Genomic DNA, 26,658 nt, shown 5'->3' with positions numbered 1-26,658 from the left:
GAGTTCCTCTCGTCGGGTGCGGTGTGGGTCGGTCGAGGTCACGCGGTCGCGTCGGCGACGGCACGGCCGGCCTGCCGGCCGGAGAAGAGGCAGCCGCCGAGGAAGGTCCCCTCGAGCGAGCGGTAGCCGTGCACGCCCCCGCCGCCGAAGCCGCTGGCCTCGCCTGCCGCGTACAGGCCCTCGACCGGCTCACCGGTGGTGCCCAGCACGCGGCCCGACAGGTCGGTGTGCAGCCCACCGAGGCTCTTGCGGGTGAGCACGTGCAGCCGGACGGCGATCAGCGGCCCGGCCGCGGGATCGAGGATCTTGTGCGGCGCGGCGGTGCGCATGAGCCGGTCGCCGCGGTAGGTGCGGGCGTTGCGGATGGCGGCGACCTGCAGGTCCTTGGTGAAGGTGTGGTCCAGCTCCCGGTCGCGGGCCTCGACCTCGCGGCGGATGTCGGCCGGATCGAGCGGCGCCTCCGGCGTCAGGGCGTTCATGCCCGCCACCAGCTCCTCGAGGGTGTCGGCCACGACGAAGTCCGCCCCCTTCTCCTTGAAGGCCTCGACCGGCGCTGCCGCCCCCGGCCGCACCCGGCCGAGGACCTGGCGGACGTTCTTGCCGGTGAGGTCGGGGTTCTGCTCGGACCCGGAGAGGGCGAACTCCTTCTCGATGATCTTCTGGGTCAGCACGAACCAGCTGTGGTCGTGGCCGGTGGTCCGCAGGTGCGCCAGGGTGCCGAGGGTGTCGAAGCCGGGGAACAGCGGCACGGGCAGCCGCCGGCCGCGGGCGTCGAACCACAGGGACGACGGCCCGGGCAGGATCCGGATGCCGTGGCCGGGCCAGATCGGGTCCCAGTTCCGGACCCCCTCGACGTAGTGCCACATGCGGTCGGGGTTGATGACCGCTCCCCCGGCGGCCTGGGTGATGGCCAGCATCCGGCCGTCGACGTGCGCGGGGACGCCGCTGACCATGTGCGCCGGCGGGGTGCCCAGCCGCTCGGGCCAGTTCGCGCGGACGAGGTCGTGGTTCCCGCCGATCCCTCCGGAGGTGACCACGACCGCCTGCGCGTCGATCGCGAACTCCCCGACGACGGTGCGCGAGGTGCTCACCCCACGCGGCGCGTCACTGGGCTCGAGCACGCCGCCGCGCACGCCGGTCACCCGGCCGTCGGTGACCGCCAGCTCGTCGACCCGGTGCCGGCTCGCCAGGCGCACCCGACCGCTGGCGATCCCCGCGCGCACGCGCCGCAGGAACGGCTCGACCACGCCCGGCCCGGTGCCCCAGGTGATGTGGAACCGGGGCACCGAGTTGCCGGGCCCCGTGGCGGCGTACCCACCGCGTTCGGCCCAGCCCACCAGGGGGAAGAAGCGCACGCCCTGGCCGTGCAGCCAGGAGCGCTTCTCCCCCGCCGCGAAGTCGACGTACGCCTCGGCCCAGGCCCGGGGCCACCGGTCCTCGGGCCGGTCGAACCCGGCGGTGCCCAGCCAGTCCTGCCACGCCAGTTCCCGGGAGTCGCGGATGCCCATCCGCCGCTGCTCCGGGGAGTCGACGAAGAACAGTCCGCCGAAGGACCAGAAGGCCTGGCCCCCGAGGCTCTGCTCGCCCTCCTGCTCGACCAGCACGACGCTGCGGCCGGCGTCGACCAGCTCCGCGGTCGCCACGAGGCCGGCGAGCCCGGCTCCCACGACCACGACATCGGTCCGTTCGGTTCTCATGCGTGCTCCTCCGCCGTGATCGTCGGGATGCCGATCGGGATCAGGTGGGCGTTCAGGGAGTGCCGTGGCCGGCCGGCCAGGGCGTCGAGGAGCTCCCGGGCTCCTTCGAGCCCGGCCTCCCGGCGGGCCTCCGCGGTCTGCCCGGCGAGGTGGGAGTAGACGGTGATGCCCTCGACCCCGCGCAGCGGGCTGCCGGCGGGCAGCGGTTCGGTCGCGGTCACGTCCAGCGCGGCTCCCGCGAGCCGGCCGGAGCGGACGGCGTCGGCCAGCGCCGGTTCGTCGACGATCGCGCCGCGGGCGGTGTTGACCAGGTGGGCGGTCGGCTTCATCAGCGCCAGCGCGTCGCCGTCGATCAGGTGGCGCGTGGCCGGGGTCAGCGCGGTGTGCACGGAGACGAAGTCCGACGAGGCGAGCAGCTCCGGCAACCCGACGACGCGCACCGGCGCATCGGCGCGCCGGTCGGCCGGCACCCCGGTCGAGCACAGGACCGTCATGCCGAAGGCCTGCGCGAGCGGGACGACGGCGCGGGCGGCGGCCCCGTAGCCGATCAGCCCGAGCACCTTCCCGCGCAGCTCCGTGCCGTCCTCGCGCGGCCAGCCACCCGCGGCGACGCCGGTCGCCACCGGCACCAGCCGGCGCGCCTGCGCCAGGAGCAGCGCCATCGTGTACTCGGCCACCGCGTTCGCGTTGATCCCGGGAAGGTTGCTGACCGAGACCCCGGCACGGGTCGCGGCGTCCAGGTCGACGGAGTCGTAGCCGACGCCGGTCCGCACGACCGACCGCAGCTCCGGCGAGCGCGCGAAGACCTCGGCGGTCATCGGCTCGTTCGCGATGAGGGCACCGATGGCACCCTCCAGCGCGGCCACGAGGTCGTCGGGGGTCCGGGTCCCGCGCAGGGGCCGGTGCCGGGTGCCGTACCCGGCCCGCCGGAGGAGGAGGTCGACCTCGTCGCCGGGCACCAGGTAGTCGGTCGTGATCAGCACCGTCCCGGGAGCCGGGTGCTGTGGGGCCCGTTCCGCCGTGGGCATCGTGTCCTCCTCGTGTGCGTCTCACTCAAACTAGTTGCTATAGCAATGAAGTCAACCATGGCATCTGTCGTTGCCATGCATTTCGCTACACTGCCGCCATGACGGTGCCGACCAGTGCCAGGCAGGCCAGCGATGCGGGCGGGACGCGGGCCGACCTCGTCTACCGCGCAGTGCGCGAGCAGATCGGCTCGGGCTCGCTGCGGCCCGGCCAGAAGATCACCGAGCGAGGTCTGGCCGAGCAGCTCTCGGTGAGCCCCACGCCGGTGCGCGAGGCGATCCGCCGGCTCGAGCAGGACGGGCTGATCGAGCGGCTGGGCCCCCGCACCGTCGTCATCACCGACATGCAGGACCGGGCCATCGACGACCTGGCCGAGGTGGAGGTGGCCCTGCGCGGGCTGGTCGCGCGGTTCGCCGCGCGGCACGCGACCCCGGAGCAGCTGGACCGCCTGGACGCGATCCTCGACGAGGCCGACGACCAGCTGATCGTGCTGACGACGAGGTACCGCAACGGCGAGGACATCGACCGGCACGTGACCGCCCTGCTGGACCTCATGCAGGAGTTCAACGACGCGGTCGAGGCGTGCGCGAACAACCCGGTGCTCGTCCGGCTGCTCGAGCAGTCCCGGGTCTTCTCCCGGCCCGAGCGCCGCGCCCGGTTGCTCGAGGAGATCGCCGCCGACGGCAGTTTCGGCCTGGACCGGTACGGCAGCCACCGAGCACTGGTGCGGGCACTGCGCGCCGGGGACGCCGCCACCGCGGAGAAGCTGGACAACGCCGACGCCCAGGGCGGGCTCGACGCGCTGCGCGCACGGACCCGGGAGGGGCGGGCGTGACCGGCTCCTCCCCCACCCACCGCATCGCCGTCATCCCCGGCGACGGCATCGGCACCGAGGTCGTCCCGGAGGGCGTGGGTGTGCTCCGGGCGGTCGCCGAGGAGTACGGGCTGGACCTGCGCTTCGACGAGTTCGACTTCGCCAGCGCCGCCTACTGGCAGCGTCACGGCACGATGCTGCCCCCGGACTGGCAGGAGACCCTGGGCTCCTACGACGCGCTGTTCTTCGGTGCCGTGGGCTGGCCTGCGGTGGTGCCCGACCACGTCTCGCTCTGGGGCAGCCTGCTGCAGTTCCGGCGCACGTTCGACCAGTACGTCAACCTGCGGCCCTGCCGGCTGATGCCGGGCGTGCGCGGTCCCCTGGCGGGCCGGGAGGCCGGCGAGGTCGACTTCCTGGTGGTCCGCGAGAACACCGAGGGCGAGTACTCCAGCATCGGCGGCCGCATCTTCGAGGGCACCGAGCGGGAGACGGTGCTGCAGGAGACGGTCATGACGCGGGTCGGCGTCGACCGCGTGCTGCGCTACGCCTTCGAGCTGGCCGACCGGCGCCCGGCCCGCCACCTGACCTCGGCGACGAAGAGCAACGGCATCTCGATCTCGATGCCCTACTGGGACGAGCGGGTCGAGGCGATGGCCCCGCACTTCCCCCGCGTCCGGTGGGACAAGCAGCACATCGACGCGCTGGTCGCGGCCTTCGTCCTGCACCCGGACCGGTTCGACGTGGTCGTCGCGAGCAACCTCTTCGGCGACATCCTGTCCGACCTCGGCCCCGCCTGCACCGGCACGATCGGCATCGCCCCGAGCGCGAACATCAATCCCGACCGCACCTCCCCGAGCCTGTTCGAGCCGGTGCACGGGTCTGCTCCGGACATCGCCGGGCGCGGCATCGCCAACCCCGTCGGCCAGATCTGGTGCGCCTCGATGATGCTCGACCACCTCGGGCACCCCGACGCCGGCGCGGCGGTCCTGGCGGCCATCGAGGACGTGCTGTCCGCCGGCCCCGAGGGCGCACCGCTCACCCCCGACCTGCACGGGCGCGGCACCACCGTGGAGCTGGGCGCGACGATCGCCGACCGGGTCCGTGAACGCGCACGGCACGGCGCGCGGACCCTGCCGGACGCGTGAGCGGGACGGGGCCGATGCGCGTCCTCGTCGCGCCGGACTCCTTCAAGGGCTCGGCGTCCGCCGGCCAGGTCGCCGCGGCCCTCCGCGACGGTTGGCTGTCGGTGCGGCCTTCCGACGAGCTGGTGCTCGCGCCGATGGCCGACGGCGGCGAGGGAACGCTCGACGCCTTCGCGACCGCGGTGCCGGGAGCCCGCCGGGTGCCGGTCGAGGTCCACGGCCCGGACGGACGGCCGACGTCGAGCAGCTGGCTGCGACTCCCCGACGGCACGGGGGTGGTGGAGCTGGCGGCGGCCAGCGGCCTGCCCCTGATGCGCCGGCCCGATCCCTTCCGCGCCCACACCCTCGGCTTCGGCCAGGCGATCGCCGCCGCCCTGGACCAGGGCGTCGACCGGCTCCTGCTCGCCCTCGGCGGCAGCGCGAGCACCGACGGCGGGGCCGGCCTGCTCACCGCCCTCGGCGCGCGGTTCCTCGATGCCGACGGCCGCACGGTGCCCCTCGGCAACGTCGGGCTGGCCGCGCTCGACCGCATCGACCTGAGCGGGCTGCGGCCCCTGCCACCGGGCGGGGCCACGGTGCTCGGCGACGTCGATGCGCCGCTGCTCGGCCCGTCCGGCGCGGCCGCCGTGTTCGGGCCGCAGAAAGGTGCTGCCCCGGCCGACGTCCCCGTGCTCGAGGCCGGCCTCCTCCGGCTCGCCGCGCTCACGGGTGGGAACCCCGACGAGCCGGGAGCCGGCGCGGCCGGCGGCGCCGGCTTCGGCCTGCGGTTGTGGGGAGCGGACCTGTCCGCGGGCGCGGCCGCCATCGGGGCGGCGCTGCACCTGCCCGAGCTGATCCGCACGTCGGACGTCGTCCTCACCGGCGAGGGCCGGTACGACGAGCAGAGCGCCGCCGGCAAGGTGCCGTCCTACGTGCTGGCCCTCGCCCGGCGGGCGCGGACGCCGGCGCTCCTCGTCGCCGGCAGCATCGGCACCACCACCGCGGAGTTCGCCGCGACCGCGTCGCTCGCCGACCTGGCCGGCAGCACCGCGGCGGCCGTGCAGGACCCCGGCCGGTGGCTCCACCGGGCGGCTGCCGACCTGGCCCTCCGACACCCCCTCGCGCCGTGACGGCGGCCCTGGAGCGCTCGTCCCCGGTCGCGGCCGGGAGCCCGTCGTGACCTTCGTCGTCGTCGCCGTCTGGACGGCCCTCCCCGGCCAGGGTCCGCGGATCCGGGAGCTCATCGCGGAGATGACCCCGCTGTCACGGGCGGAGCCGGGCAACCTCGGCTACGAGGCGCACGTCGACCTCGACGACCCGGACACCTTCCTCCTGTACGAGCGGTACGTCGACGCGCAGGCCTACGAGGACCACAAGGGGACGCCGCACTTCCAGAGGCTCGTGCTCGGCCAGGCCCTGGTGTACCTGCGCGACCGGCGCGTGACGACCTACGAGCCGCTCGGCGAGTGAGCGCTGGCCACCCGGGTGCGTCGAGCGCCCGGGCCGGCGCGGCCAGGCGGATCGACCGGGCCCGGCGGCTCAGCGGTCACCGGCGCTGGCCTCCACCGGGTAGACCCGGAGGGCCGGCGGCGGCAGCTCGATCGTGACCTCGGTGGCGTCGTGGATCGAGGTGAGCGACTGGATGACGATCTGCGAATCGCCGAGTGCGACGACGTAGCGGTAGTGGTCGCCGAGGTAGGCGGCCGACCTGACCGGCACGGTCACGACGTTGACGCCCGCGCCGAGCGGCACCTCCGGGGTACCGACGCGGATCAGCTCGGGCCGGATCGACAGCTGGACCGGGCCGCGGGCCGACCCCGCGGCGTCGGCGACCAGCGGCCGGGACAGCCCGTCGACGTACACCCTGACGGTGCCCTCCGGTCCGGGTTCTGCGACGCCGTCGAGCAGGTTGGCGGTGCCGATGAAGTCGGCGACGAAGGCGTCGGCCGGCCGGGTGTACACCTCCTCCGGGGTGCCGATCTGGCGCACCCTGCCCTGGTCCATGACGACGATCCGGTCGCTCATCGACAGCGCCTCGTCCTGGTCGTGGGTGACGAAGACCGTGGTGACGCCGATGCGCTGCTGGAGCGTCCGCAGCCAGTCACGGGCCCGCTCGCGCAGCTTGGCGTCGAGGTTGGAGAAGGGCTCGTCGAGCAGGAGCAGGTCCGGCGGGTGCGCGAGCGCCCGCGCCAGTGCCACCCGCTGCTGCTGCCCACCGCTGAGCTCGTGCGGGTAGCGCTCGGCCAGATGCCCCAGCTCGACCAGCTCCAGCACCTCCTGGACCCGTGCGTCCCGCTCGCGACGCGGCACCTTGCGCAGCTTGAGCGGGTAGGTCACGTTCTGCTCGACAGACATGTGCGGCCACACCGCGTAGGACTGGAAGACCACGCCGCAGTTCCGCCGCTCCGGCGGCAGATCGACCCGTCCGCCGTCGAAGACCACGCGGTCGCCGAAGGAGATGGTTCCGCCGTCGGGCGAGTGCAGGCCGGCGATCGACCACAGCGTCGTGGACTTCCCGCACCCGCTCGGGCCGAGCAGGGTGAACAGCTCGCCGGCGTCCACGTGCAGGTCGAGGTCGTGCAGCACCGCGTTGTCGCCGAAGCTCTTGGCGACGCCGGTCAGGGTGAGGTCAGGCATGGGGGCGCACCTTCAGGAAGAGTCGGCCGATACCGAGGACGACGACGGTGATGACGATCTGGACGACACCGAAGGCCGCCACGGCGCCTCCGGTGCTGGTGGCCGCCAGCTGCAGCATGGTCAGGCCCATGACCGGCGTCTCGTCGGTCACCAGGAAGACCGCCGGATCCGCCTCGTTCAGCATCGAGACGAACAGCAGGATGAAGCAGGCCCCCATGGCCGGGGCGCTGAGCCGCAGCGCGACGGTGACGGAGGCCTGCCACCAGGTCGCCCCGGACGTGCGGGCGGCACGGTCGAGGTCCTGGCCGATGGCGGCCAGCGCGGGGTAGAAGACGCCGTACCCGAGGGCGAGGCTGCGGACGGCGAAGGCGAGCCCCAGCCCCCAGAGACTGCCGCGGACGGCGCCGCTGGGGTCCAGGATGACGAACGCCCAGAAGAAGGCCATGCCGGTGACCAGCCCCGGCATCATGCGGGGCCACAGGACGGCCTGCTGGAGGGAGCCGCGGAACCGGAACTCCGACCGGTGCGCCACGATCGAGATGACCGCGATCGCGATGGTGGCCAGGACGCCGCCGACGGTGGCGATGAGCACGCTGTTCCGGATGGAGTCCATCCACACCGGGTTGTCGAACACCGCGGCGAAGTTCTCCGTGGTGAGCACGGTCCACGGCGAGATGAACGGCGTCAGGATGCTCGTGGCGGCCGAGAGCACCACCCCGCCGAGCGGGACGACGACCAGCACCGCGAGCACGAAGGCGAGCAGGCCGCCCAGCACCCAGCGCATCGGCCCGAGGTCCACGACCCGCTTCGCCGTCGCCTTGCCCGTGACCGTGGTGTAGCGGGCCAGGTCCCCGACGAGGCGGTTCCGGATCACCAGCAGACCGGACACGCACAGGAGCAGGAACACCGCGCCCGCCGACACCAGCCCCTGCTGGGGCGTCGCCGCGGTGAACCAGTGCTCGTAGAGGTAGGTCGACACCAGGGTGATGTCCTTGGAGAAGCCCAGGATCAGCGGCAGCCCCAGCACCTCGAAGGTCACCGCGAAGACGAGCAGCGCGGAGTTCAGCACCGCCGGACGGAGCAGCGGCAGGGTCACCGAGGTCAGCGCGCGCAGCGGTCCGGCCCCGGCACTCCGGGCCGCGTCCTCCAGGGAGGGGTCGATGGCCATGACGGTGGTCCGGCAGAACAGGAAGATCACCGGCGCGGCCACGCTCGTCGCCACCAGCGCCATCCCCGGCAGGCTGAACAGGTCCACCGGGAAGGACAGGAACGTGTTGACCTCGAGCCAGGAGCTCACGTAGCCGGCCGGGGCCCACATCGCCATCCACCCGACGATCAGGACGAGCCCGGGCAGGACGACCGGCAGGATGAGGATGCCGGTGAGCAGGCCCTTGAGCGGAACGTTCGTCCGGGTCAGGAGCACGGCCGACCCGACCCCGAGCACCACGGACAACGCGGTGGTGAGCGAGGCGAACAGGAAGCTGTTGGCCACGGCCGTCCACCAGGCCAGGTCGGTGAGCAGGTCCCGGAAGTTGTCGAGCGTGAGGCCGCCGCCGTCCACGTACAGCGGGGTGGACCACAGCGCCGCGACGGTGATCGGCACGACCGGCCCGACGACGAGCAGCAGCGTTCCCGCCCAGATCAGGTAGTGGCTCACCGCCGTGGGCACCCGGACCCGCCGGAGTCGCGACGCGCCGGTGTCGGGGACGGCCAGCCCCGGCGCCGGCCCGGTCAGCACGCTCATCGACCGAAGGCCTCGTTCCAGCGCTCGATGATCTCGTCCTGCTGCTCGACGACCTCCCGGTCGTAGCTGCCGATCAGCAGGTTCTCCTCCCCGCCGACGGCCGCGATCACCTCGGGCAGGCCGAAGGGGCACTCGACGCCGCTGCGGTACGGGGTGAAGCCGCCCTCGCAGGCCGCCTCCTGCCCGTCGACCGACAGCAGCCAGTTCAGGAAGACCTTGGCGGCGTTGGGGTGCGGCGCCTCCGCGGTCACGGCCACGCCGCGCGGGTTCAGCGGCGTCCCGTCCTGCAGGTAGCGGTAGTTCACGACCTGCGCCACGTCCCCGGTGATGAACGCGCGCACGCTGCCGGAGACGAAGAAGTCGGCGACGTACTGGCCCTGGGCCGTCTTGGTCACGAGCGGTCCGTTGCTGTTCTCGACGCTGGCGTGCTCGCCGATCCGGTCGAGGAGGGCCCACCCCTCCGCGCCGTTCTCCTCGATGAAGGTCGTGGTCGAGGCCATCTGCACCGAGTTGCTGATGTCCGTCGTACCGATCTGCCCGTCGAGCTCGGGAGCCATCTCGGCCAGCTCGGCGAGGGTCGTGGGCTGCTGGTCCTCGGGGAGCAGCTGCTTGTTGAAGACGGCGATGACGGGATCGAGCGACGCCGCGTACACGCCGGGACCCAGCAGGGCGTAGTCCGGCAGGTTGGGGGTGTTCGGGTCCTCGTAGTCCTCGACGTTGCCGGCGTCGACGAAGTCGAGCCAGCCCGCCGCGTCGCTGTTCATCACGACGTCGGCGGTCGGGGTGCCCGTCGCGACCTCGGTCGCGTAGCGCTGGAGCATCTCGTCGTCGTCCAGGGGCAGGCTCCGGAGCGTGATGTCCGGGAAGGCCGCTTCGAAGGCTGCCTTGATCGGTGCCGTCTGCTGGTCCTCGGCGTTCGTGTAGAGCAGCACCTCTCCCTCCTCCCGGGCCTGCTCCAGGACGGCGTCGTCCACGGGGGTGACCTCCGAGGCCTCGCCGACGTCGGCGGTCGACTCGGGCGCCCCGGGCGTCGCCTCCTCCGGCGAGCCACCGCAGCCGGCGAGGACCACCACGCCGACAACCACCAGGGGCAGGAGTGCCGTGTTTCTCATGAACCGTCCTCGTTTCCGCGTCCGCCGGGGGCTCGCCGGGGTCGACATGTCGATGGGCGCTCCGGGTGAGGCCTGTGACTGGCGCCACCCTGTCTTGCTATGGCAAACGTGTCAAGCCATCTCGAAGGGTCGTGCCATGGAGTGAGACCGCGAGGTGCGGGACGGCGTCGACAGGGGGCTCGACGGAGTACCGGGCGTCGCCCGCCGGACGCCGGAGCTGCTCGCGGACCTCGGCGACCACGGGGGGCACGGCCGCGCCGTCGTGCCCGGGCGAGGACGTCGGCACGGTCGCCCGCCACCGCCGCCGAACTGTCACACCCGACCGGGACGCTGCCGGCATGACTGCGACCTTCATCGGCTCGGTGTTCCTCGGCATGAGCGTCGACGGGTTCATCGCCCGCCTCGACGGCGACGTCTCCTGGCTCGACGGGGGCGGGAACGGCAGTGACGGCGAGGGCGGCGCTGCGCCCGACGACGGCAGTGCGCCGCAGCCCGACGACGGCGAGGGCGGGGACTTCGGGTTCACCGAGTTCGTCGGCGGCGTCGACGCGCTCGTCATGGGCCGCAGCACCTACGACTTCATCGCACCCTTCGCCGAGTGGCCCTACCAGGGCAGGCCGGTGCACGTGCTCAGCACGACGCTGGAGCCGGGCGCCGACGAGCGGATCACCGTGCACCGCTCCCTCGACGAGGCGGTGCCGGCCCTGTCCGCGGCGGGCTACCGGCGGGTGTACGTCGACGGCGGCCGGACGGTGCACACGTTCCTGCGCGCCGGACTGATCGCCGATCTGACGCTGTCACGGGTGCCGGTGCTGATCGGCACGGGCCACACCCCGTTCGGCGAGCTGTCGGCCGACATCCGGCTCGAGCACGTCCGGACGCGGTCGTTCGCCGGCGGCATGGTGCAGAGCACCTACCGCGTGCGCCGCTGACTCACGACGGCGGCACGTCCACCGGGATCTCCTCGCCGAGGCGGGCGCCCTGCAGCAGCTGGAGGTCGTCCCCTGACCAGAACTTCCCCGGGTCGTACCAGTTCTGCGGTCGCGACGCGGGCAGCAGGCCCATCGCCGTGTACGTCGCCGCGACCAACTCCGCGCAGTAGACCGCCTCGGCCGAGGTCCGCCGGCGCAGCCGCCCGTTGACCCAGCCCTTCGCCAGACCACGGGTCGTCGGGAACGGCCTGCCGTCCAGCCGGGCCACGGTGCGCAGCACGGCGTCCTCCATCTCGGGCGGCACCCCGCCGTCGTCGGCCGGGCCGACCAACTGCCGCAGGAAGGGCTGCTGGCCGTACTTCTGCCGCCAGGTCAGGACGGCGTCGCGCAGGTCGTGCAGCTGCACCCCGCGCTGGTGCTCCCCGGACCAGACGTCGGGCAGCGAGCGCCCGAGCTCGGCGTGCCAGAGCAGCGGCGGCAGATCCTCCAGCACGACCGCCATCCCGACGTGGTTGACCGGCGCGTTGGTCACCGCACGGATCGCCCGGTCGGCGACCGAGACGCCGCGGAAGATCCAGACGTCACCGGTGCGGGTCAGCTCGACGGCGGCCTCGAGGGAAAGCGCAGGCACGGGGCGCTACGTTACGGACGTGCGCCCCTGGAAGCTGCTCGGACTGGCCGGCCTCGCCGGTGTCGCCGCGACCGGTGCGGTGCTGGCCCGCGACGAGCGCCAGCGCCGTGCCCTGACGCCGGACGACGTCCGCACCCGGCTGCACGAGCGGCATGCCGCGCTGGCCGCGGTCCCCGAGCCGGCGCCGCCCACGGCGGACGAGCTGCGCGCCGGGCGCACCCACCGCGTGGCCCGGTTGCTCCGCCGGCGCTGACGCCGCTGCGCACACCGGCCGCGCGCAACCGGCATGCGGTCATCGGCTGCGGGTAGGGAGAACCGACCTTCCGCCCACAGCTCTGGAGTCCCTCATGGCCCGCAACTCCCTCTCCCGCACGCTGCACGACCTCGGGCTGTCCGCCTGGTTCGGCGGCACGCTGGCCAATGCCGTCGCGCTGAACGCGGCCGCGGCCGAGGCCGGCACGGACTCGGCCACCGGCCGCGTCGCCAACGCCGGATGGGACCGGTGGACGCCGGTCAACGCCGCGGCCATCGGGGCCCACCTGGTCGGCAGCGTCGGCCAGCTGCGCGCGAACAAGCAGCGAGTGGCCGCCCAGGAGGGGGTCGCCGGCATGTCGGCGCTCAAGACGCTGGTCACCGCCGCCGCCCTGGGCGCCACGGCCTACAGCCGGGTGCTCGGCGCCCGGGTGTCCGCCGCCGGTGGGGTGCCGTCGAAGTCGGGAACCCGGCCGAGCAAGCGGACCAAGGCGGCCCGGGCCGACGTGGCCGCCGCCCAGCAGCAGCTGGACACCCTGCAGTGGGTCATCCCGGCGCTGACCGGCACGCTGGTCGCCATCAGCTCCTACGCCGGGGAGCAGCAGCGCCCCAGCGAGGTGGCCCGGGGCCTCTCGGCGACCTGACCGTTCGCCCCCGCCGTCGACCTCGCCGCCCGGGCGGCGAGATCGACGGCGGTGCGGGAGCCCACCGCCCTCCCGCCACGCCTCAGATGCTGCGCCAGCGGCCTTCGGTGGCGTTGCCGGCGGGCTTGCTCTCCAGGACGTTGCCGGGAGTGGGCGGCACCTCGTCGCTGGACACCGCCAGCTGCTGCAGCAGCGGGCCCACCAGCAGGTCGTAGACGCCCGGCACGATCCGGAAGCCCGCGGTGATGAGCGGGTTGAACAGGCCGGCCTGCACCACGCGCCGTGGCCGGTCCAGCGTGGACAGCACGCTGCGGGCGACCCGGAACGGCGAGTAGACCGGCGGTGGCGGACGGCCGGTGTTGCCGGTCCAGGACGCGGCCTGGCTGTAGATCGGGGTGTTCACTCCCCCGGGCTGGACGATGGAGATGGAGATACCCGGCTCGTCGCGGGTCTCCAGCTGCAGCGTCCGCACCAGACCCAGCTGCCCCCACTTGGCGGCGACGTAGCTGCCCATCGTGGGTGCCGTCACGTTGCCCAGCAGCGAGTTGACGACGGCGAGGTGGCCGGCGTGCTGCTCCCGGAAGACCGGCAGCACGACACGGGCGAGGTTGGCGGTGCCGTGGAGGGCGGTGTCGACCACCGTCTCGTAGACCTCGCGGGGCACGTCCTCGATCCGCCCGTAGGCCATCACCTGGGCGGAGTGGACGACGACGTCGAGCCGTCCGAAGCGACCGGTGGCGGCGGTGACCGCGGCCCGCACCGAGTCCTCGTCGGTGACGTCGCCGGCGCAGACGACGACCTCGGCCGCACCGGCGGCCCGCATCTCGGCGGCCGCCTCCTCGAGGGACGCGCGGTCGCGGGACATCAGCACGAGCTGCGCACCGCGGCCGCTGAGCTCCAGGCCGGTCGCGCGGCCGATGCCGCTGGAGGCGCCGGTGACCAGCACGGTCAGCGGTGCGTCGTCGGTGGGGATCGGCATGGGCGGGGGTCAGCTCCTCGGCTGGGTGGTGCGTCCGCGCAGGGCTACCCGGAGGCCGGCCGGGTCAACCGGCGGGCGCCACGTCGTCGAGCAGGGCCAGCAGCCAGCCCGGTCCCGTGGCCCGCGCCGAGGCGGGCAGCCGGGCGCGCAGGCCGCGGTCGGCGGTCACCGCCAGGACGCTGCGCCCGTCCGCGGCGAGATCGGCGGCCTCCGCGGCGAGCGCGTCGTCGCCGCTGCCCGGCGCGTGCACCACCCGCACCGCCGCCGGCGCCGACACGTCGCGCGCCCGGCCCTCCACCACCGCCACCACCGCCGAGCAGCTCACCGGCCCGCCGTCGGGGCCGGGAACGGTCCGGCCGGGCAGCACGGCCAGCCGGTCGAGCAGGCGGATCGCCGCCCCGGCGCGGTCCCGCCACCAGCCGTCCGGTCGTGCGCCCACCACGTTCGCCACGTCGACCAGCAGCACCACCACGACGTCCCCTCCTCCCGCGGCCGGACGGATCCCCTCCGCCCTACCCCGGCGGACCGCCACCACCACGCGCGGACCGCGGGCTTCCCCGGCCGACCGGGCGCTCCTACGCTCCCGGCCATGTGCCGGAACATCCGCCCGCTCTCCAACTTCGAGCCGCCGGCGACCGACGACGAGATCCGTGCCGCCGCGCTGCAGTACGTCCGCAAGATCAGCGGGACGACGAAGCCGTCCCGGGCGAACGTCGAGGCGTTCGACCGGGCCGTCGAGGAGATCGCCGGGATCTCCGCCCGGCTGCTCGCCGAACTGGTGACGACGGCTCCGCCCAAGGACCGCGAGGTCGAGGCGGCCAAGGCACGCGAGCGCGCGGCGCTGCGCTACGGCACCTGATCCGGCCGCGGCGGGGAATGGTTGAGGGTTCATGCACCTTGTCCCCGCCATGACCTCCTACGCCGTCACCGGCGCGACCGGGCACCTCGGCCACCTCGCCGTCTCCTCGCTGCTCGACCGAGGCGTCCCCGCCACCGACGTCGTCGCGGTCGTCAGGGATACCGGCAAGGCGGCAGATCTGGCCGCGCGCGGCGTGCAGGTCCGCATCGCCGACTACGACGACCCGGCCGCCCTCAGCGCCGCCTTCGCGGACGTCGAGCGGCTGCTGTTCGTCTCCGGCAGCGAGGTGGGCCGGCGCGAGGCCCAGCACCGCAACGTGGTGGAGGCAGCCCGAGCGGCCGGCGTACGGCGGATCGTCTACACCAGCATCGCCCGCGCCGACACCAACAGCACCCCGCTCGCCGTCGAGCACCGCCTCACCGAGCAGCTGCTGCGCGAGTCGGGCATCGACACGGTGCTGCTGCGCAACAGCTGGTACGTCGAGAACTACACCGCCCAGCTGGCGCAGTACCGCTCCACCGGCGCGATCGTCGGCGCCGCCGGCGAGGGTCGGGTCGCCGCCGCCCCGCGGGCGGACTACGCCGAGGCGGCCGCGGCGGCCCTGGTGGCCGACACCCCCGGGTCCGCGACCTACGAGCTGGGTGGGCCGTCGTTCACGATGGCCGAGCTGGCCGCCGTCCTCGGTGAGGTGACCGGCACGGACCTGGCCTACCGCGACGTCCCGCCTGCCGATCTCCGCGCCGGGTTGCTGGCCGCCGGCCTGGACGAGGCGACGGCGGACGTCGTCGTCGCCCTCGAGCGGGCCACCGCCGACGGCGAGCTGGACGTCCCGTCGACCGAGCTCGAGCGGCTGCTCGGCCGACCCGCCACCGATCTCCGCACCGCCCTCACGACTCTGGTGGGCTGAGGCACACCGACCGGTTGCGCACAACATGAGTGACCCACCGCGACGCCGGGTACCCGCTCCTCCCGTGACGACGTCCCCGGCCGCCCCGACCACGGCGCCCACCTCCGCCCACCCGACCGCCTCCGGCGCGAGCCGGTGCGTCCACTGCACCGACGGGCTCGGGCAGCCGCGCGAGGTGCGCCCCGGGTCGTTCCGGGAGCGCGTGCACCGCAACAGCCAGGTCGCCCTGGCCTGGCGGATCGGCGTCTTCGTCGTCGGCCTGCTGTGCGTGGCACTCGGCGTCGCCCTGGCCGTGCTGCCCGGGCCGCTCACCATCCCGCCGGTGCTGCTGGGCCTGTGGATCTGGTCGACCGAGTTCGCGTGGGCGGCGCGCTTCTTCGCCACGTTCCGCCGCAAGGCCTCCGATGCCTGGGCGCACGCCAAGCAGCACCCGGTGAGCTCGCTGGCCGTCACCGTCGGCGGTCTGGCCGCCGCCGGCGTCGCCTTCTGGGCGGTCGGCCACTTCGAGCTGGTGGACAGGGCCACCACGGCTCTCGGCGCGTAGCCCAGGGCGCGGCTCAGTCCGTCCCGACCTCGTCGGGGTCCGGCGTCCGGAACGGCGGGTCCTCCGGCGACTCGCTCTCCTCGGCCGCGTCCGACGGCGTCTCCTCGGGCCGGTCGGGCTCCTCCCCGCCGACGCCGAAGCCCTCGGCGGTCGGCGGCGCACCGGCTCCCGGATCGGCGGCGGGGATGCCCTCGTCGGGCGTCCCCAGGTTCGGCTCCATCGGCGTCCACATCGACATGGCCCGGCACTACCCACGCTGCGCGGCTCATGCGCGCAGGCGGCCCACCGTTCGGCATCTCGTCACCCGCCGGACACCTGCCGTCCCGGGTCGGCGCTGCTCCTGTCGGTGCGGGGACCACTGACCATGCGCCGGTACGGCAACCGCGGCTGACAAGGACCACCCTTCCCCCCACGCCTCGCAGGCTCGACGCGGGACCCTGAAGGATGACCCGGTGCCCAACGCTCCACGTGATGCTGCGCTCCAGTTCCGCCGGGCCCGGTTCGCGGACCTGTCCCCCTTCGAGGTGTACCGGCTGTGCCGGCTGCGGGTCGACGTCTTCGTCGTGGAGCAGCAGTGCCCCTATCCCGAGCTGGACGGCCGGGACCTGGAGCCGTCGACCGAGCACCTGTGGTTCGAGGCCGACGGCGAGGTCGCGGCCACCATCCGGGTGCTCGAGAACGGGGCGACGAAGGCGATCGGCCGGGTGGTGACCGCGCCGGCCTTCCGCGGCGCGGGGCTGGCCGCCCGGCTGATCGAGCAGGGCATCGCCGACCACGGCGCCGTCCCGCTCACCCTCGGCGCCCAGGCCCACCTGGAGGGCTGGTACGAGCGCTTCGGCTTCCGGCGCAGCGGTCCGGGCTACGACGAGGACGGCATCCCGCACGTGCCGATGCGCCGCGAGCCGGACGCCCGGTGACCGACGCGGAGCTGCTGCGGTCGGTCGCCGGCCGGCTCGAGCGGCTGGCGGCCCGGACGACGGCGGGCGACTGGCGGCAGGCCGGGCTGCTGGCCTCCCGTCCCGAGGTGGTGGCGCACCGGCCGGACGGCGGGACCGAGCACGTGGCCGAGGCGCGCGCCGCGTCGGCCGCCTGGATCACCGCGCTCTCCCCCGCCGTCGCCGGGCCGCTGGTGGACCTGCTCCGCGCCGCGGCGGACCGCGCACCGGCCGATCCCGCCGCCGTCGCCCTCGCGGACACCCTCGACGAGCGCCTGCCCTAGCCTCGGGGCGTGACGGCGACGCGGGTCCGGACCGCCCCCGAGGACGCCGCACCGGCCGATCGGGGCGGGGAGCGCCGCTGGTCCCCGGTCGAGCTCCTCCCGCCCGCGCTGATGGTGGGGCTCGGCGTGCTGCTGCTGCTCCCGGGACACGGGCTCTGGTTCGACGAGCTCTTCACCGCGGAGGTCGGCCGGCGGCCGCTCGGGGACATCCTGACGGCGATCGTGCGCGGCGAGGGGGTGACCAGCTACCTCGAGGGCGTCCCGCCGTCGTACAACGCGCCGTACTACGTGGTGGTGCACGCCTGGATGTCCGTGCCGGGGCTGGGCGGCGACACCTCTCTCCGGGTCCTCTCGCTCCTGTCGGCCGCCGGCGGGCTGGCGCTGATCACCCGGGCCGTCACCCGCCTGAGCGGGACGGCGACCGGCGTCCTCACCGGCCTGGTCCTGGCCGCGAGCCCGCTGCTCGTCGTGCACTCGGTCGAGGCTCGCAGCTACGGGCTCACCGTCCTCGCGACCGGGGCGACCGCGCTCGGCCTCGTGCGCTGGCTCCAGGCCCCGCCCCGGGGGCTGGTGCTCTTCGGGCTCGCGGGTGCCGGCATGGGGCTGGGCCACTGGTACGCGGTCACGGTCCTGGCGGCGTTCGTCGTCGCCGCGGCGGTGCTGCGCGGGCGCCGCGCCCTGCCGGTGGTCCTCGTCGGAGCGGCCGCCGCCCTGCCGGCCGGCCTGCTGGTCGGGCTCAACCTGCTCAACGGCACCGGGTCGCGCAACGCCGAGCACCTGCGCGACACGGACGGCCGGCTGGTCGGCTACGCCGTCGAGGCGTGGGTCGGCGGGCGGACGCCGCTGCTCGTCCTCGCCGTCGGGCTGGCGGTGATCGGCGCGGTGCGGGGCGGCGGCCGCCAGGGCCGGGAGCTGCGCGTGCTCGGGCTGGCGTGGACCTGCGTGCCCCTGCTGCTGCTGGTGGGGGCCGAGTTCCTCCGGCCCGTCTACCACCCGCGCTACCTGCTCGCCGGCCTGCTCGGGCTCGGCGTCCTGGCCGCCGCGGGTGCGATGGCGGCGCCGCGCGGCGCCCGGGCACCGCTGGCCGGGTTGCTGCTGGCCTGCGCGCTGCTCACCAGCGTCCCCCTCGCCGACCGCGCGCCCCGCGAGCGCGCCGACGACCTCGTCCGCACGCTGGCCGGTCTCCAGGTCGCCGGTGAGCCGGTGGTGGCCGCCGACCAGCGCGCGGCGATCGGGCTGGACCACTACGTGCGCACCCTGGCCCCGCGGCTGCGGGCCGACGTGGTGCTGCCCCCGGACGACGCGCCGTCCGACGCCGACCGGGTGTGGCTGGTCCGCCGGCTGATCGACGGGGTGCCCGTGCCCACCGACGACGACGACATCCTGCGGGACGCCGGCCTCCGGATGGTCGAGGAGCGGACCTTCTACGGCACGCAGACCCGCCTGGTGCTGCAGCGCTGGGAAGACCGCGGCTGAGCGGCCGGCTCAGCGGCGGGACCGCAGCGCCCAGGCCAGCGAGCGGAGCGACTGGCGCAGCCGCGCGCGGCCGGTCCAGGCGGAGCGGCCCTCGGTGCGGAGGTCCCGCTCGACGGGGACGCTGACCGCCGGGCGACCGGCCCGCGCCACGGCGAGGACGACGCTGGGCGCGCCCTCGTCGCGCACCGCGGTGACGACGGCCTCGCGCACCGCCGGATCCATCGCCAGGAAGGCGCCGGCGTCGGCCGGCAGCCCGGTGAGCCGCGCCGCCACCCACCGGTGCAGGCCGCCGGTGAGCCGCCGGGCCGCGGACTCGTAGCGGCCCCGGCGCCCGGCGAAGACCGCCGAGACGTCACCCCGGGCGAGGCGGTCGAGCAACAGCGGCAGGGCCTCGGGCGGGTCCTGCAGGTCGGCGTCGAGGCAGACCCACACGTCGGCGTCCGGTTCGGCAGCCAGGCCGTGGGCGATCGCCGCGTGCTGGCCACCGTTGACGGTGAGGCCGCTGACCGAGATCCGCCGGTCCCGCGCCGCCAGGGCCCCGGCGACGGCCGCGCTGTCGTCGGGCGAGGCGTCGATGACCAGCCGCAGCCGCCAGTTCCGCCCCTCCAGCGCCGCGGCCACCCGCCGGGCCAGGGGGTCCAGCGTCGCGGCGTTGCCGTACACCGGCACGACGACGGCGATCCGCGGCGTCACGACTCCGCCCAGGTGCGGGCGAGCCCTTCGGCGAGGTCGACCGTGGGCGCCCAGCCCAGCAGCCGGCGCGCGGCGGACGGGTCGCAGACCCAGTCGGCGGTGTCCCAGTGCCGGCCCGGATGGGCGCCGGGGGCGGTGGCGATCGGCCGGCCGGTGACCCGGGAGGCGATCTCGACCAGTTCCTCGGTGCTGGTCTGCACCCCCGTGCCGATGTTGAGCACGACGCCCGGTGGCAGGTCCTCCTGCCGGGCGGCGCGGAGGCAGGCGTCGACGACGTCGCCCACCCACACCCAGTCGCGCCGGCTGACGTGCGGGGGCAGGGCCACCGTCCCGCCGGTGCGCGCCGCCTCGAGGACCACGGGGACCAGCCGGGTGGGGTGGTCACCGGGGCCGTAGACCTGGAAGGCGCGCAGCACCGCCGCCCGGACGCCGCGCTCGGCGGCCGCCGCCTGCAGCAGCAGGGAGCCCGCCGCCTTCGTCGCACCGAAGAAGCCCCGCGGCTCCAGGGCGGCCTGCTCGGTGAGCGGCGCGGCGGAGGCGGCGTACTCGGTCGACGATCCCAGCCGGACGACGGTGCGGCACCGGTCGGGCAGGGCGTCCACCAGCCACGGGCTGGTGTTGACCGCCACGGTGGCGGCCCGCTCCCCGGGTGTGGCCTTCGCGCGCCCGGCGGCGAGGGAGAACACCACGTCCGGGTCGGCCGCGCGCACCGCGGCCGACGCCGCTACCGGATCGGCAAGGTCGACCTGGCCACGGCCCAGCGGCACGACGTCCCAGCCCTCTGCCCGCAACCGGTGCACCAGGTGACGGCCGACGAAGCCGCCGCCCCCGGTGACGACCGCTCTCACGCCGCGGGACCCACACCGAGCGCGACCGGCGGGGCCGGGGCGGCCTCCCGGGTGACCGCCAGGAGCCGCTGCCGGTGCGCCGCGGCCACGGCCGGGTCGGCGCGCCGCAGGCCGGCCAGGAAGTCGAGCAGCCGGGGCACCTCCACCTGCGGGTCGCGGCCCTGCATGTCGGCAATGAAGGACCGGCGCAGGAAGGTGAAGTCGGTGCGCAGCCGGACGAGCTCGGCGGCGAGCACTTCGCTGGGCACCGGGAAACCCCCGCCGGGCAGCGTCAGCCCGCCGACGCCGAAGGGCTGGGTGACCGTGGCGCGGACGGCGTCGGCGGTGCCGTCGACGAGAGGCCGGAACAGCTGGTCGGACCGGCGGTCGATGCGCAGGTCGTTGAGGCCGATGTAGACCCGGGACAGCGGCCGGCTCGCGATGGCGGCGGCCGCGTCCACGGCGGCCTGCGTCTCGATCAGCACGCCCAGGCCGCACCGTCCCGCGACCATGTCGAGGGTCCGGTCCACCGACTCCGCCGTGCGCACCATCGGCAGCAGCAGCTCGTCCGCGCCGCGGGCGACGGCGTCCTCGACCTCGTCCGCGGTCCAGGGCCCGTAGCCGTTGAGCCGGCAGATGAGCCGGCCCTCGGTGGCCGACCGCATCCGCGTGAGGTCCTCGGGGGTGTCGGTGCTGATCTGGGTGCCCTCGCCCAGCTGCCGCCGCTCCTTCCCCCGGCGTTCCCAGTCGACGATGATCCCGGCCGCTCCTGCGGCGACGACCTCGCCGCCCCACTGGGGATCGACGGAGAAGAGAAAGAGGTCCACGCGGTCAGCTTAGGCTGACCTAAGCGTGGTCGGTGCGCTGCCGGGCCGGGACGTTCCGCTCAGGCCGGCACCGCCGGCCGTGGCAGCTCACCGGTTGCCGCCGGCGGGAAGGCCTGGGCCGGGCCGCGGACGGTGACGGCGACCTCCTCGCCCGGCGCGGGCAGGTCCGCCCCGACCAGCCGCGCGCTCACCGCGCCCGCCCCCGGGAGGACCAGGCGCACCCGGGCGTCGTGGCCGAAGAAGTCCACGCCGCCGATCCGCGCCACGACCGCCCCCGGTGCCGCTGACGGACTCGACAGTCGCAGCTGCTCGGGTCGCAGCAGCACCCGCGCCCGCCCGTCCGGGTACCCGCCCTCGACGGGGACCGCCCCGAGCGCGCAGTGCGCCGTGCCGCTCCGCACGTCGGCGTCGAGGACGACGGCCTCCCCCACGAACGCCGCCACGTCGAGGTCCTGCGGGCTGCGGTAGAGGGTGCGGGGGTCGGTCAGCTGCACCAGGCGCCCGTGCCGCAGCACCGCGACCTGGTCGGCCATCGACAGCGCCTCGGCCTGGTCGTGGGTGACCAGCACCGCGGTCGCGCCGGTGGCCTCCAGCGCGGCGGAGACGGCGAGCCGGGTCTCCTCCCGCAGCGTCGCGTCGAGCGAGGAGAACGGCTCGTCGAGCAGCACCAGCGACGGCTCGGGCGCCAGGGCCCGGGCGAGCGCCACCCGCTGCTGCTGGCCGCCGGAGAGCTGGTGCGGCGACCGGTCGGCGAGCGCGCCGTCCAGGCCGACGAGCGCGAGCAGCTCGCGGACCCGGCTGCCCTCGCGCCGCTGGCGCCGCGGCAACCCGAAGCTGATGTTGCCGGCCACGGTGAGGTGCGGGAACAGCCCGCCCTCCTGCGGCACGAAGCCGATGCCGCGCCGGCGTGCGGCGACGCTGCGCCCCGGGCCGCCGGCCACCAGCCGGTCCCCCACGACCACGGTGCCGGCGTCGGGGTCCTCGAACCCGGCGATGAGCCGCAGCAGGGTCGTCTTCCCGCAGCCCGAGGGGCCCAGCAGCGCGGTGAAGCTCCCGCTGGGCACGTGCAGGTCCACCCCGCCGAGCACGGGGACGCCGGCGGCGTAGGACTTCGCCAGGCCGGTCACGGTCAGGGAGCTCATGGGGTCAGACCTCGTTGGGCGTCTCGGGACAGCAGGACGGTGGCGGGCACCGAGAGCAGCACCATGACCACCGCGTAGGGGGCCGCCGCGCCGTACTCCACCGCGCTGCTCGCCGCCCAGAACGCGGTGGCCAGCGTGCGCGTTCCCGTGGGCGCCAGCAGCAGCGTGGCGGTCAGCTCGGTCACGACGGCGAGGAAGACCAGCGCGGCGCCGGCGCCGATGCCGGGAGCCAGCAGGGGCAGGGTCACGCGACGGAGGCGGTCGGGAGCCGAGGCACCCAGCGACGCCGCGACGTCGTCGAACAGCGGCGGGGCCTGCTCGACGGCCGAGCGGACGGTCACGATGGCCCGCGGCAGGAAGAGGATCGCGTAGGCGGCCAGGAGCACCGGCACCGTCTGGTACAGCCACGGGGTGACCCGGATGCTCACCGTCACCAGGGCGAGGGCGACGACGATGCCGGGCACGGAGCTGCCCAGGTAGGTGCTGCGCTCGAGCAGCGTGGCGGTCCGCCCGCGGGCCCGCACCGCCAGCCAGCCGGTGGGCAGCGCCATCGCCGTGGTGATCGCCGCCGCGGCCGCGGCCAGCCCCAGCGTGGTCGAGGTCGTGGAGGTGAGGTCGGCCCAGTCGAGAGCGGAGGAGGCGCCGCGCGCCATCCAGTAGCCCAGGCTCCAGAGCGGGACCGCCACGGCCAGCGCGGCCAGCGCGCCGAGCGCGAGCAGCGCCGGTGCGGTGAGCCGTCCCAGCGCGATCGGCCGCAGCGGGCGCGGTGCGCCGCGACCGCTGCGCGCGTACCCCCGCCGTCCGCGCAGCCGGATCTCGGCCAGCAGCAGCACCAGGCAGAGCACCACCAGGACGCCGGCCAGCATGGTCGCGCCCGGGCCGTTGAAGGTGGCCCGGTACTGGTCGTAGATCGCGGTGGTGAAGGTCGGGTAGCGCAGCATCTGCAGCGCACCGAACTCGGCGAGGACGTGCAGGGCCACCAGCAGGCTGCCGCCCAGCAGTGCGACCCGCAGCTGCGGCAGCTGCACCCGGCGGAAGACCGCCCACGTCGAGAGCCCCAGGCCGCGGGCGGTGTCCTCGAGGGCCGGGTCCAGCCCGCGGAAGGCGGCGACGACCGGCAGGTAGACGAACGGGAAGTAGGAGAGCGTCACGACCAGCAGCGCGCCGGCATAGGTGTCCAGGCCGGGCAGCAGCGAGATCCACGCGTAGCTGTTCACGAATGCCGGCACGGCCAGCGGCGCGACGAGCAGGACGTGCCACATCCGCCGGCCCGGCACCGCCGAGCGCTCGACCAGCCAGGCGGCGCCGACCCCGAGCACCCCGCAGCACAGCACGGTGCCCAGCACGAGGCGGACGGTGTTCCACAGCAGCTCGCCGACGCGGGGACGCAGGACCAGCTCCCGGATGCCCGACCAGCCGAGGTCGGCCGAGTACCAGGCGATGTAGCCCAGCGGCAGCAGCGCGAGGGCCGCGACGGCCAGTGCCAGCGCGACGGTGACCGGGGAACGCCGCAGCCGGCGCCCGGGCACGCCGGGTGCCCGGTCCGCCGGCGGCGCACCGGGGGCCGGGGCCCGGAGCTGCGAGGTGGTCAGAGGAGCCCCACGTCCTGCATGAGCTCGGTGACCTTCGCGGCGTCCAGGCTGCCGGGGTCGACGTCGGGTGCCTGCAGCTCGGCCAGCGGCGGGAGGGCGTCGGCGGAGTCGACCCCGACCCCCACGGCGTACTCCAGCGCAGTGCTCTCCGCCAGCCGCTCCTGCGCCTCCGGGCCGGTCAGCCACTCGACGAGGCGCTGGGCGTCCTCCTGCTGGTCGGAGGAGGCCAGCACCCCGGCACCGGAGACGCTGACGAACGCGCCGGGGTCCTGGTTGCGGAAGTAGTGCAGCTCGGCGTCGTCACCGACCAGGCCGTCCTGCGCCTGGTCGCGGAACCAGTAGTAGTGGTACGTGATGCCGACCGGCACCTCGCCCTCGTCGACGGCCTTCATGATCGCGGTGTTGCTCGCGTAGATCTCGGCGTTGCGCTCCAGGCCGGTGAGCCACTCGCGGGTGGCCTCCTCGCCCTCCAGCGCCAGGACCGCGCTGACGATCGCCTGGAAGTCGGCGCCGCCGGCCGCGATGGCGACCCGGCCCTCCCACTCCGGGTCGGCGAGGTCGAGCATCGAGGCGGGCAGCTCGTCCTCGGCGATCTCGTCCGGGTTGTGGATGAGCGCGGTCGACCGGGCGGCGAACCCGGTCCACGTGCCCGACTCGGGCCGGTAGGCCGCCTCGACCTGCTCCAGGGTCTCCGGGTCGATGGGCGCCAGCAGCCCCGCCTGGTCGACGACCTCGATCGCCGGGCTGTTCTCGGTCAGGAACACGTCCGCCGGTGACGACTCGCCCTCCTGCACGATCTGGTTGGCCAGCTCGGAGTCGTTGGCGTCGCGGAACTCCAGCTCGATGCCGGTCTCGTCGGTGAAGCCCTCGAGCATCGTGCGGACGAGGCTCTCGTGCTGGGCGCTGTACACGGTGAGCGTCTCGGCGTCCGAGGCCTCCGAGTTCCCGCAGGCGGCGAGCCCGGTCAGGACGACGGCGGAGGTCAGCAGAGCGGGAAGCGCCCGGCGCGGCGTGGTCACGGAGGGTCCTCCTGCATCGGGGCCGGAACCACGCCCGGCCGGTAGGCAAGGCACACCTAAGCACGCCGGGCGCGGGGTCGACCACCCGCCTCGGTCCCCGGCCGCCGCCGGACCCCTCCCCCGGCGGCTCGGCGCAGGTCAGGAGGGTGCGAGCCCCGGCGGTTCCCCGCAGTCGGCGGCCCGTTCCAGCAGCAGCGCCCGCTCGCGTTCGTTGCGGGTGAGCCCGGCGGCCCGCTCGAACTCGGCCCGGGCCTCGGCGTCGCGCCCCAGCGAGCGGAGCAGGTCGCCGCGGACCGCGGGCAGGAGGTGGTAGCCGCTCAGGGCCGGGACGCCGAGCAGCGCGTCGGCCAGCTCGAGGCCGGCTGCCGGGCCGTAGGCGCGCGACACGGCGACGGCACGGTTGAGTTCGATCACCGGCGACGGCGTCAGTGCTGCCAGCGCCTCGTAGGCCCCGGCGATCCGCGCCCAGTCGGTCTCCTCGACGCTGCGGGCGCGCGCGTGGCAGGCCGCGATGGCCGCCTGCAGCGCGTAGGGGCCCAGCGCGTCCCGCGCCGTCCGCTCCGCCTCCTCCAGCGCTTCCAGCCCCCGGGTGATCAGCACGCGGTCCCAGCGGCTGCGGTCCTGGTCGGCGAGCAGCACCGACTCGCCGCCGGGACCGATCCGGGCGGCCAGCCGCGACGCCTGCAGCTGCAGCAGGGCGACCAGGCCGTGCACCTCCGACTCCCCCGGCACGAGACCGGCGAGGATGCGCCCGAGCCGCATCGCCTCCTGGCAGAGCGCGGGCCTGGTCAGGTCCTCCCCCGCCGTGGCCGCGTACCCCTCGTTGAAGACCAGGTAGAGCACCTCGAGCACCGAGGAGAGCCGGGCGGCGAAGTCGGCCCCGGTCGGCATCTCGAACGGCACCCGGGCGGCGGTGAGGGTCCGCTTGGCCCGCACCACCCGCTGGGCCAGCGTCTTCTCCGGCACCAGGAAGGCGCGTGCGATCTCGTCGGTGGTGAGGCCACCGACCAGCCGCAGCGTCAGCGCGACCCGCGCCTCCCGGGAGAGCACCGGGTGGCAGGAGATGAACACCAGCCGCAGGACGTCGTCCTCCACGACCTCGTCCAGCGCGGCGGCCCAGTCCTCCTCGGCGCTCTCCTCCTGGACCAGCGAGCGGCCCAGCTCCTGCGTCTTGCGCCGCAGGTTCTGCGCCCGGCGGAAGGTGTCGATCGCCCGGTGCTTGGCGGTGGCCATCAGCCAGGCGCCCGGCGTGGCGGGCACGCCGGTCTCCGGCCACTGCTCGAGCGCGGCGACCAGCGCGTCCTGCGCCAGCTCCTCGGCCAGCCCGATGTCGCCGGTGACCCGGGTCAGCGCGCCGACGATCCGGGCGGACTCCATGCGCCAGACGGCGTCGACGACGCGGTGCAGGTCCGCGGTCGCCGACGCCGCCGGGGCCGGAGGGGTGGTCACGCCTCGCGCTGGTCGCTGAGCGTGTCCCGCAGCTGGTTCTCCCGGTCCTGCAGCTCGGGCGTGAACGCCTCGCCGAAGTCCTCCGCGACGGAGAACGGACGGATCTCCAGCTCCCCGCCGCGGAAGGGTGCCTTGCGGGCCCACTCGATCGCCTCCTCGCGGGAGGACACCTCGAAGATCCAGTAGCCCGACACGAGCTCCTTGGTCTCGGTGAACGGGCCGTCGATCACGGTCGCCTCGCCCGTGTCGTCGAACCGCACCCGGGCGCCGTGGGAGCTGGGGCGCAGCCCGTCGCCGTCGAGCATGACGCCGGCCTTGACCAGCTCCTCGTTGTAGGCGCCCATCGCCTCCAGCATCTCCCGGCCGGGCATGACGCCCTTCTCGCTGTCCTCGGTCGCCTTGACGATCACCATGAAGCGCATCGGAGTTCTCCCGTCCTGTGGAGCGGAGGCCGGTCGTCGGCGACCGGCGTGGGCCCCGCTCCACCTTTCCGTCGATCAGGCCGCGCCGGAATC

General features: G+C 74.8%; 30 protein-coding genes. 13 read left to right on the top strand and 17 right to left on the bottom strand.

Annotated elements, in window-relative coordinates:
• Positions 1-38 precede the first annotated feature (38 nt).
• Both ACI793_RS13670 and ACI793_RS13665 read right to left on the bottom strand, forming a co-directional pair.
• Positions 39-1,697 (bottom strand): FAD-binding dehydrogenase, encoded by a 1,659-nt coding sequence (locus tag ACI793_RS13670; protein WP_456606919.1) that lies wholly within the window; start codon positions 1,695-1,697, stop codon positions 39-41.
• Positions 1,694-2,725 carry a phosphoglycerate dehydrogenase gene (locus ACI793_RS13665; protein WP_456606918.1) on the bottom strand — a complete coding sequence of 344 codons (1,032 nt, stop codon included), beginning with the start codon at positions 2,723-2,725 and terminating at the stop codon, positions 1,694-1,696. Before ACI793_RS13665 ends, ACI793_RS13670 begins: the two co-directional genes overlap by 4 nt.
• Positions 2,726-2,823: 98 nt before the next feature.
• Here ACI793_RS13665 and ACI793_RS13660 point away from each other — a divergent pair, with 98 nt between their 5' ends.
• Genes ACI793_RS13660 through ACI793_RS13645 form a run of 4 tightly spaced genes read left to right on the top strand, consistent with a single transcriptional unit; the run spans position 2,824 to position 6,128 of the window.
• The gene (locus tag ACI793_RS13660) at positions 2,824-3,558 is read left to right on the top strand and encodes a GntR family transcriptional regulator (protein ID WP_456606917.1); all 735 of its coding nucleotides are present in this window, start codon (positions 2,824-2,826) and stop codon (positions 3,556-3,558) included.
• Positions 3,555-4,682, top strand: coding sequence for a tartrate dehydrogenase (locus ACI793_RS13655; protein WP_456606916.1), 1,128 nt, complete (start codon positions 3,555-3,557; stop codon positions 4,680-4,682). The genes ACI793_RS13660 and ACI793_RS13655 overlap by 4 nt, the downstream gene beginning before the upstream one ends.
• Positions 4,679-5,788, top strand: a complete 1,110-nt coding sequence (locus tag ACI793_RS13650; RefSeq protein ID WP_456606915.1) for a glycerate kinase — start codon at positions 4,679-4,681, stop codon at positions 5,786-5,788. Before ACI793_RS13655 ends, ACI793_RS13650 begins: the two co-directional genes overlap by 4 nt.
• 46 nt (positions 5,789-5,834) lie before the next feature.
• On the top strand, positions 5,835-6,128 hold the full coding sequence (locus ACI793_RS13645; protein ID WP_456606914.1) for a putative quinol monooxygenase: 294 nt from the start codon (positions 5,835-5,837) through the stop codon (positions 6,126-6,128).
• A 69-nt stretch (positions 6,129-6,197) separates the two neighbouring features.
• On the opposite strand, the gene ACI793_RS13640 is transcribed toward ACI793_RS13645, so the two are convergent.
• From ACI793_RS13640 to ACI793_RS13630, 3 genes are read right to left on the bottom strand one after another with little or no spacing between them, the layout of a single operon-like run.
• Positions 6,198-7,295 carry an ABC transporter ATP-binding protein gene (locus ACI793_RS13640; RefSeq protein ID WP_456606913.1) on the bottom strand — a complete coding sequence of 366 codons (1,098 nt, stop codon included), beginning with the start codon at positions 7,293-7,295 and terminating at the stop codon, positions 6,198-6,200.
• Positions 7,288-9,039, bottom strand: a complete 1,752-nt coding sequence (locus ACI793_RS13635; protein ID WP_456606912.1) for an ABC transporter permease — start codon at positions 9,037-9,039, stop codon at positions 7,288-7,290. Before ACI793_RS13635 ends, ACI793_RS13640 begins: the two co-directional genes overlap by 8 nt.
• Positions 9,036-10,151 (bottom strand): ABC transporter substrate-binding protein, encoded by a 1,116-nt coding sequence (locus tag ACI793_RS13630; RefSeq protein WP_456606911.1) that lies wholly within the window; start codon positions 10,149-10,151, stop codon positions 9,036-9,038. Before ACI793_RS13630 ends, ACI793_RS13635 begins: the two co-directional genes overlap by 4 nt.
• 338 nt (positions 10,152-10,489) lie before the next feature.
• Between ACI793_RS13630 and ACI793_RS13625 the strand changes: the two genes are divergently transcribed.
• On the top strand, positions 10,490-11,083 hold the full coding sequence (locus tag ACI793_RS13625; protein WP_456606910.1) for a dihydrofolate reductase family protein: 594 nt from the start codon (positions 10,490-10,492) through the stop codon (positions 11,081-11,083).
• Position 11,084: 1 nt separating this feature from the next.
• On the opposite strand, the gene ACI793_RS13620 is transcribed toward ACI793_RS13625, so the two are convergent.
• On the bottom strand, positions 11,085-11,714 hold the full coding sequence (locus ACI793_RS13620) for a hypothetical protein (protein ID WP_456606909.1): 630 nt from the start codon (positions 11,712-11,714) through the stop codon (positions 11,085-11,087).
• Positions 11,715-11,733: 19 nt separating this feature from the next.
• Between ACI793_RS13620 and ACI793_RS13615 the strand changes: the two genes are divergently transcribed.
• Positions 11,734-11,967 carry a hypothetical protein gene (locus ACI793_RS13615; RefSeq protein WP_456606908.1) on the top strand — a complete coding sequence of 78 codons (234 nt, stop codon included), beginning with the start codon at positions 11,734-11,736 and terminating at the stop codon, positions 11,965-11,967.
• A 94-nt stretch (positions 11,968-12,061) separates the two neighbouring features.
• The gene (locus ACI793_RS13610) at positions 12,062-12,610 is read left to right on the top strand and encodes a hypothetical protein (protein WP_456606907.1); all 549 of its coding nucleotides are present in this window, start codon (positions 12,062-12,064) and stop codon (positions 12,608-12,610) included.
• An 82-nt stretch (positions 12,611-12,692) separates the two neighbouring features.
• Here ACI793_RS13610 and ACI793_RS13605 read toward each other — a convergent pair whose 3' ends face one another.
• Both ACI793_RS13605 and ACI793_RS13600 read right to left on the bottom strand, forming a co-directional pair.
• A complete protein-coding gene (locus tag ACI793_RS13605) occupies positions 12,693-13,589 on the bottom strand; it encodes an SDR family NAD(P)-dependent oxidoreductase (RefSeq protein WP_456606906.1) in 897 nt (298 codons plus the stop codon).
• A gap of 64 nt (positions 13,590-13,653) precedes the next feature.
• Entirely contained in the window at positions 13,654-14,061 is a 408-nt protein-coding gene (locus tag ACI793_RS13600; RefSeq protein ID WP_456606905.1) for a hypothetical protein, read from the bottom strand.
• A 117-nt stretch (positions 14,062-14,178) separates the two neighbouring features.
• On the opposite strand from ACI793_RS13600, the gene ACI793_RS13595 reads away from it, so the two are divergent.
• From ACI793_RS13595 to ACI793_RS13585, 3 genes are all read left to right on the top strand, one after another.
• Complete coding sequence (locus ACI793_RS13595; protein ID WP_456606904.1) at positions 14,179-14,448, top strand: DUF2277 domain-containing protein; 270 nt, start codon at positions 14,179-14,181, stop codon at positions 14,446-14,448.
• 49 nt (positions 14,449-14,497) lie between these two features.
• Entirely contained in the window at positions 14,498-15,355 is an 858-nt protein-coding gene (locus ACI793_RS13590) for an SDR family oxidoreductase (protein WP_456606903.1), read from the top strand.
• Positions 15,356-15,419: 64 nt separating this feature from the next.
• Positions 15,420-15,899 carry a PGPGW domain-containing protein gene (locus ACI793_RS13585; protein WP_456606902.1) on the top strand — a complete coding sequence of 160 codons (480 nt, stop codon included), beginning with the start codon at positions 15,420-15,422 and terminating at the stop codon, positions 15,897-15,899.
• A gap of 13 nt (positions 15,900-15,912) precedes the next feature.
• On the opposite strand, the gene ACI793_RS13580 is transcribed toward ACI793_RS13585, so the two are convergent.
• A complete protein-coding gene (locus tag ACI793_RS13580; protein ID WP_456606901.1) occupies positions 15,913-16,119 on the bottom strand; it encodes a hypothetical protein in 207 nt (68 codons plus the stop codon).
• A gap of 232 nt (positions 16,120-16,351) precedes the next feature.
• On the opposite strand from ACI793_RS13580, the gene ACI793_RS13575 reads away from it, so the two are divergent.
• The 3 genes from ACI793_RS13575 to ACI793_RS13565 are packed head-to-tail and all read left to right on the top strand — an operon-like array spanning position 16,352 to position 18,594.
• Positions 16,352-16,816 carry a GNAT family N-acetyltransferase gene (locus ACI793_RS13575; protein WP_456606900.1) on the top strand — a complete coding sequence of 155 codons (465 nt, stop codon included), beginning with the start codon at positions 16,352-16,354 and terminating at the stop codon, positions 16,814-16,816.
• On the top strand, positions 16,813-17,118 hold the full coding sequence (locus ACI793_RS13570) for a hypothetical protein (protein ID WP_456606899.1): 306 nt from the start codon (positions 16,813-16,815) through the stop codon (positions 17,116-17,118). The genes ACI793_RS13575 and ACI793_RS13570 overlap by 4 nt, the downstream gene beginning before the upstream one ends.
• A gap of 9 nt (positions 17,119-17,127) precedes the next feature.
• Positions 17,128-18,594, top strand: a complete 1,467-nt coding sequence (locus ACI793_RS13565) for an ArnT family glycosyltransferase (RefSeq protein ID WP_456606898.1) — start codon at positions 17,128-17,130, stop codon at positions 18,592-18,594.
• A gap of 9 nt (positions 18,595-18,603) precedes the next feature.
• Here the strand turns inward: ACI793_RS13565 and ACI793_RS13560 are convergent, their stop codons facing one another.
• The 8 genes from ACI793_RS13560 to ACI793_RS13525 all read right to left on the bottom strand — a co-directional run bounded on the left by ACI793_RS13560 (position 18,604) and on the right by ACI793_RS13525 (position 26,565).
• Complete coding sequence (locus ACI793_RS13560) at positions 18,604-19,287, bottom strand: glycosyltransferase (RefSeq protein ID WP_456606897.1); 684 nt, start codon at positions 19,285-19,287, stop codon at positions 18,604-18,606.
• Complete coding sequence (locus ACI793_RS13555; protein WP_456606896.1) at positions 19,284-20,135, bottom strand: NAD-dependent epimerase/dehydratase family protein; 852 nt, start codon at positions 20,133-20,135, stop codon at positions 19,284-19,286. Before ACI793_RS13555 ends, ACI793_RS13560 begins: the two co-directional genes overlap by 4 nt.
• On the bottom strand, positions 20,132-20,941 hold the full coding sequence (locus ACI793_RS13550; protein ID WP_456606895.1) for an aldolase/citrate lyase family protein: 810 nt from the start codon (positions 20,939-20,941) through the stop codon (positions 20,132-20,134). The genes ACI793_RS13555 and ACI793_RS13550 overlap by 4 nt, the downstream gene beginning before the upstream one ends.
• A 59-nt stretch (positions 20,942-21,000) precedes the next feature.
• Positions 21,001-22,083, bottom strand: a complete 1,083-nt coding sequence (locus tag ACI793_RS13545; RefSeq protein ID WP_456606894.1) for an ABC transporter ATP-binding protein — start codon at positions 22,081-22,083, stop codon at positions 21,001-21,003.
• Positions 22,080-23,612: an ABC transporter permease gene (locus ACI793_RS13540; protein ID WP_456606893.1), complete on the bottom strand. Its 1,533-nt coding sequence runs from the start codon at positions 23,610-23,612 to the stop codon at positions 22,080-22,082. Before ACI793_RS13540 ends, ACI793_RS13545 begins: the two co-directional genes overlap by 4 nt.
• 59 nt (positions 23,613-23,671) lie before the next feature.
• The gene (locus ACI793_RS13535) at positions 23,672-24,694 is read right to left on the bottom strand and encodes an iron ABC transporter substrate-binding protein (RefSeq protein ID WP_456606892.1); all 1,023 of its coding nucleotides are present in this window, start codon (positions 24,692-24,694) and stop codon (positions 23,672-23,674) included.
• Positions 24,695-24,832: 138 nt separating this feature from the next.
• On the bottom strand, positions 24,833-26,143 hold the full coding sequence (locus ACI793_RS13530; RefSeq protein WP_456606891.1) for an RNA polymerase sigma factor: 1,311 nt from the start codon (positions 26,141-26,143) through the stop codon (positions 24,833-24,835).
• Positions 26,140-26,565: a YciI family protein gene (locus ACI793_RS13525; RefSeq protein WP_456606890.1), complete on the bottom strand. Its 426-nt coding sequence runs from the start codon at positions 26,563-26,565 to the stop codon at positions 26,140-26,142. The genes ACI793_RS13530 and ACI793_RS13525 overlap by 4 nt, the downstream gene beginning before the upstream one ends.
• Between the last annotated feature and the right edge of the window lie 93 nt (positions 26,566-26,658).

The organism is Blastococcus sp. SYSU DS0617 (assembly GCF_054051075.1).
This window is presented reverse-complemented; position numbering and strand designations above follow the sequence as displayed.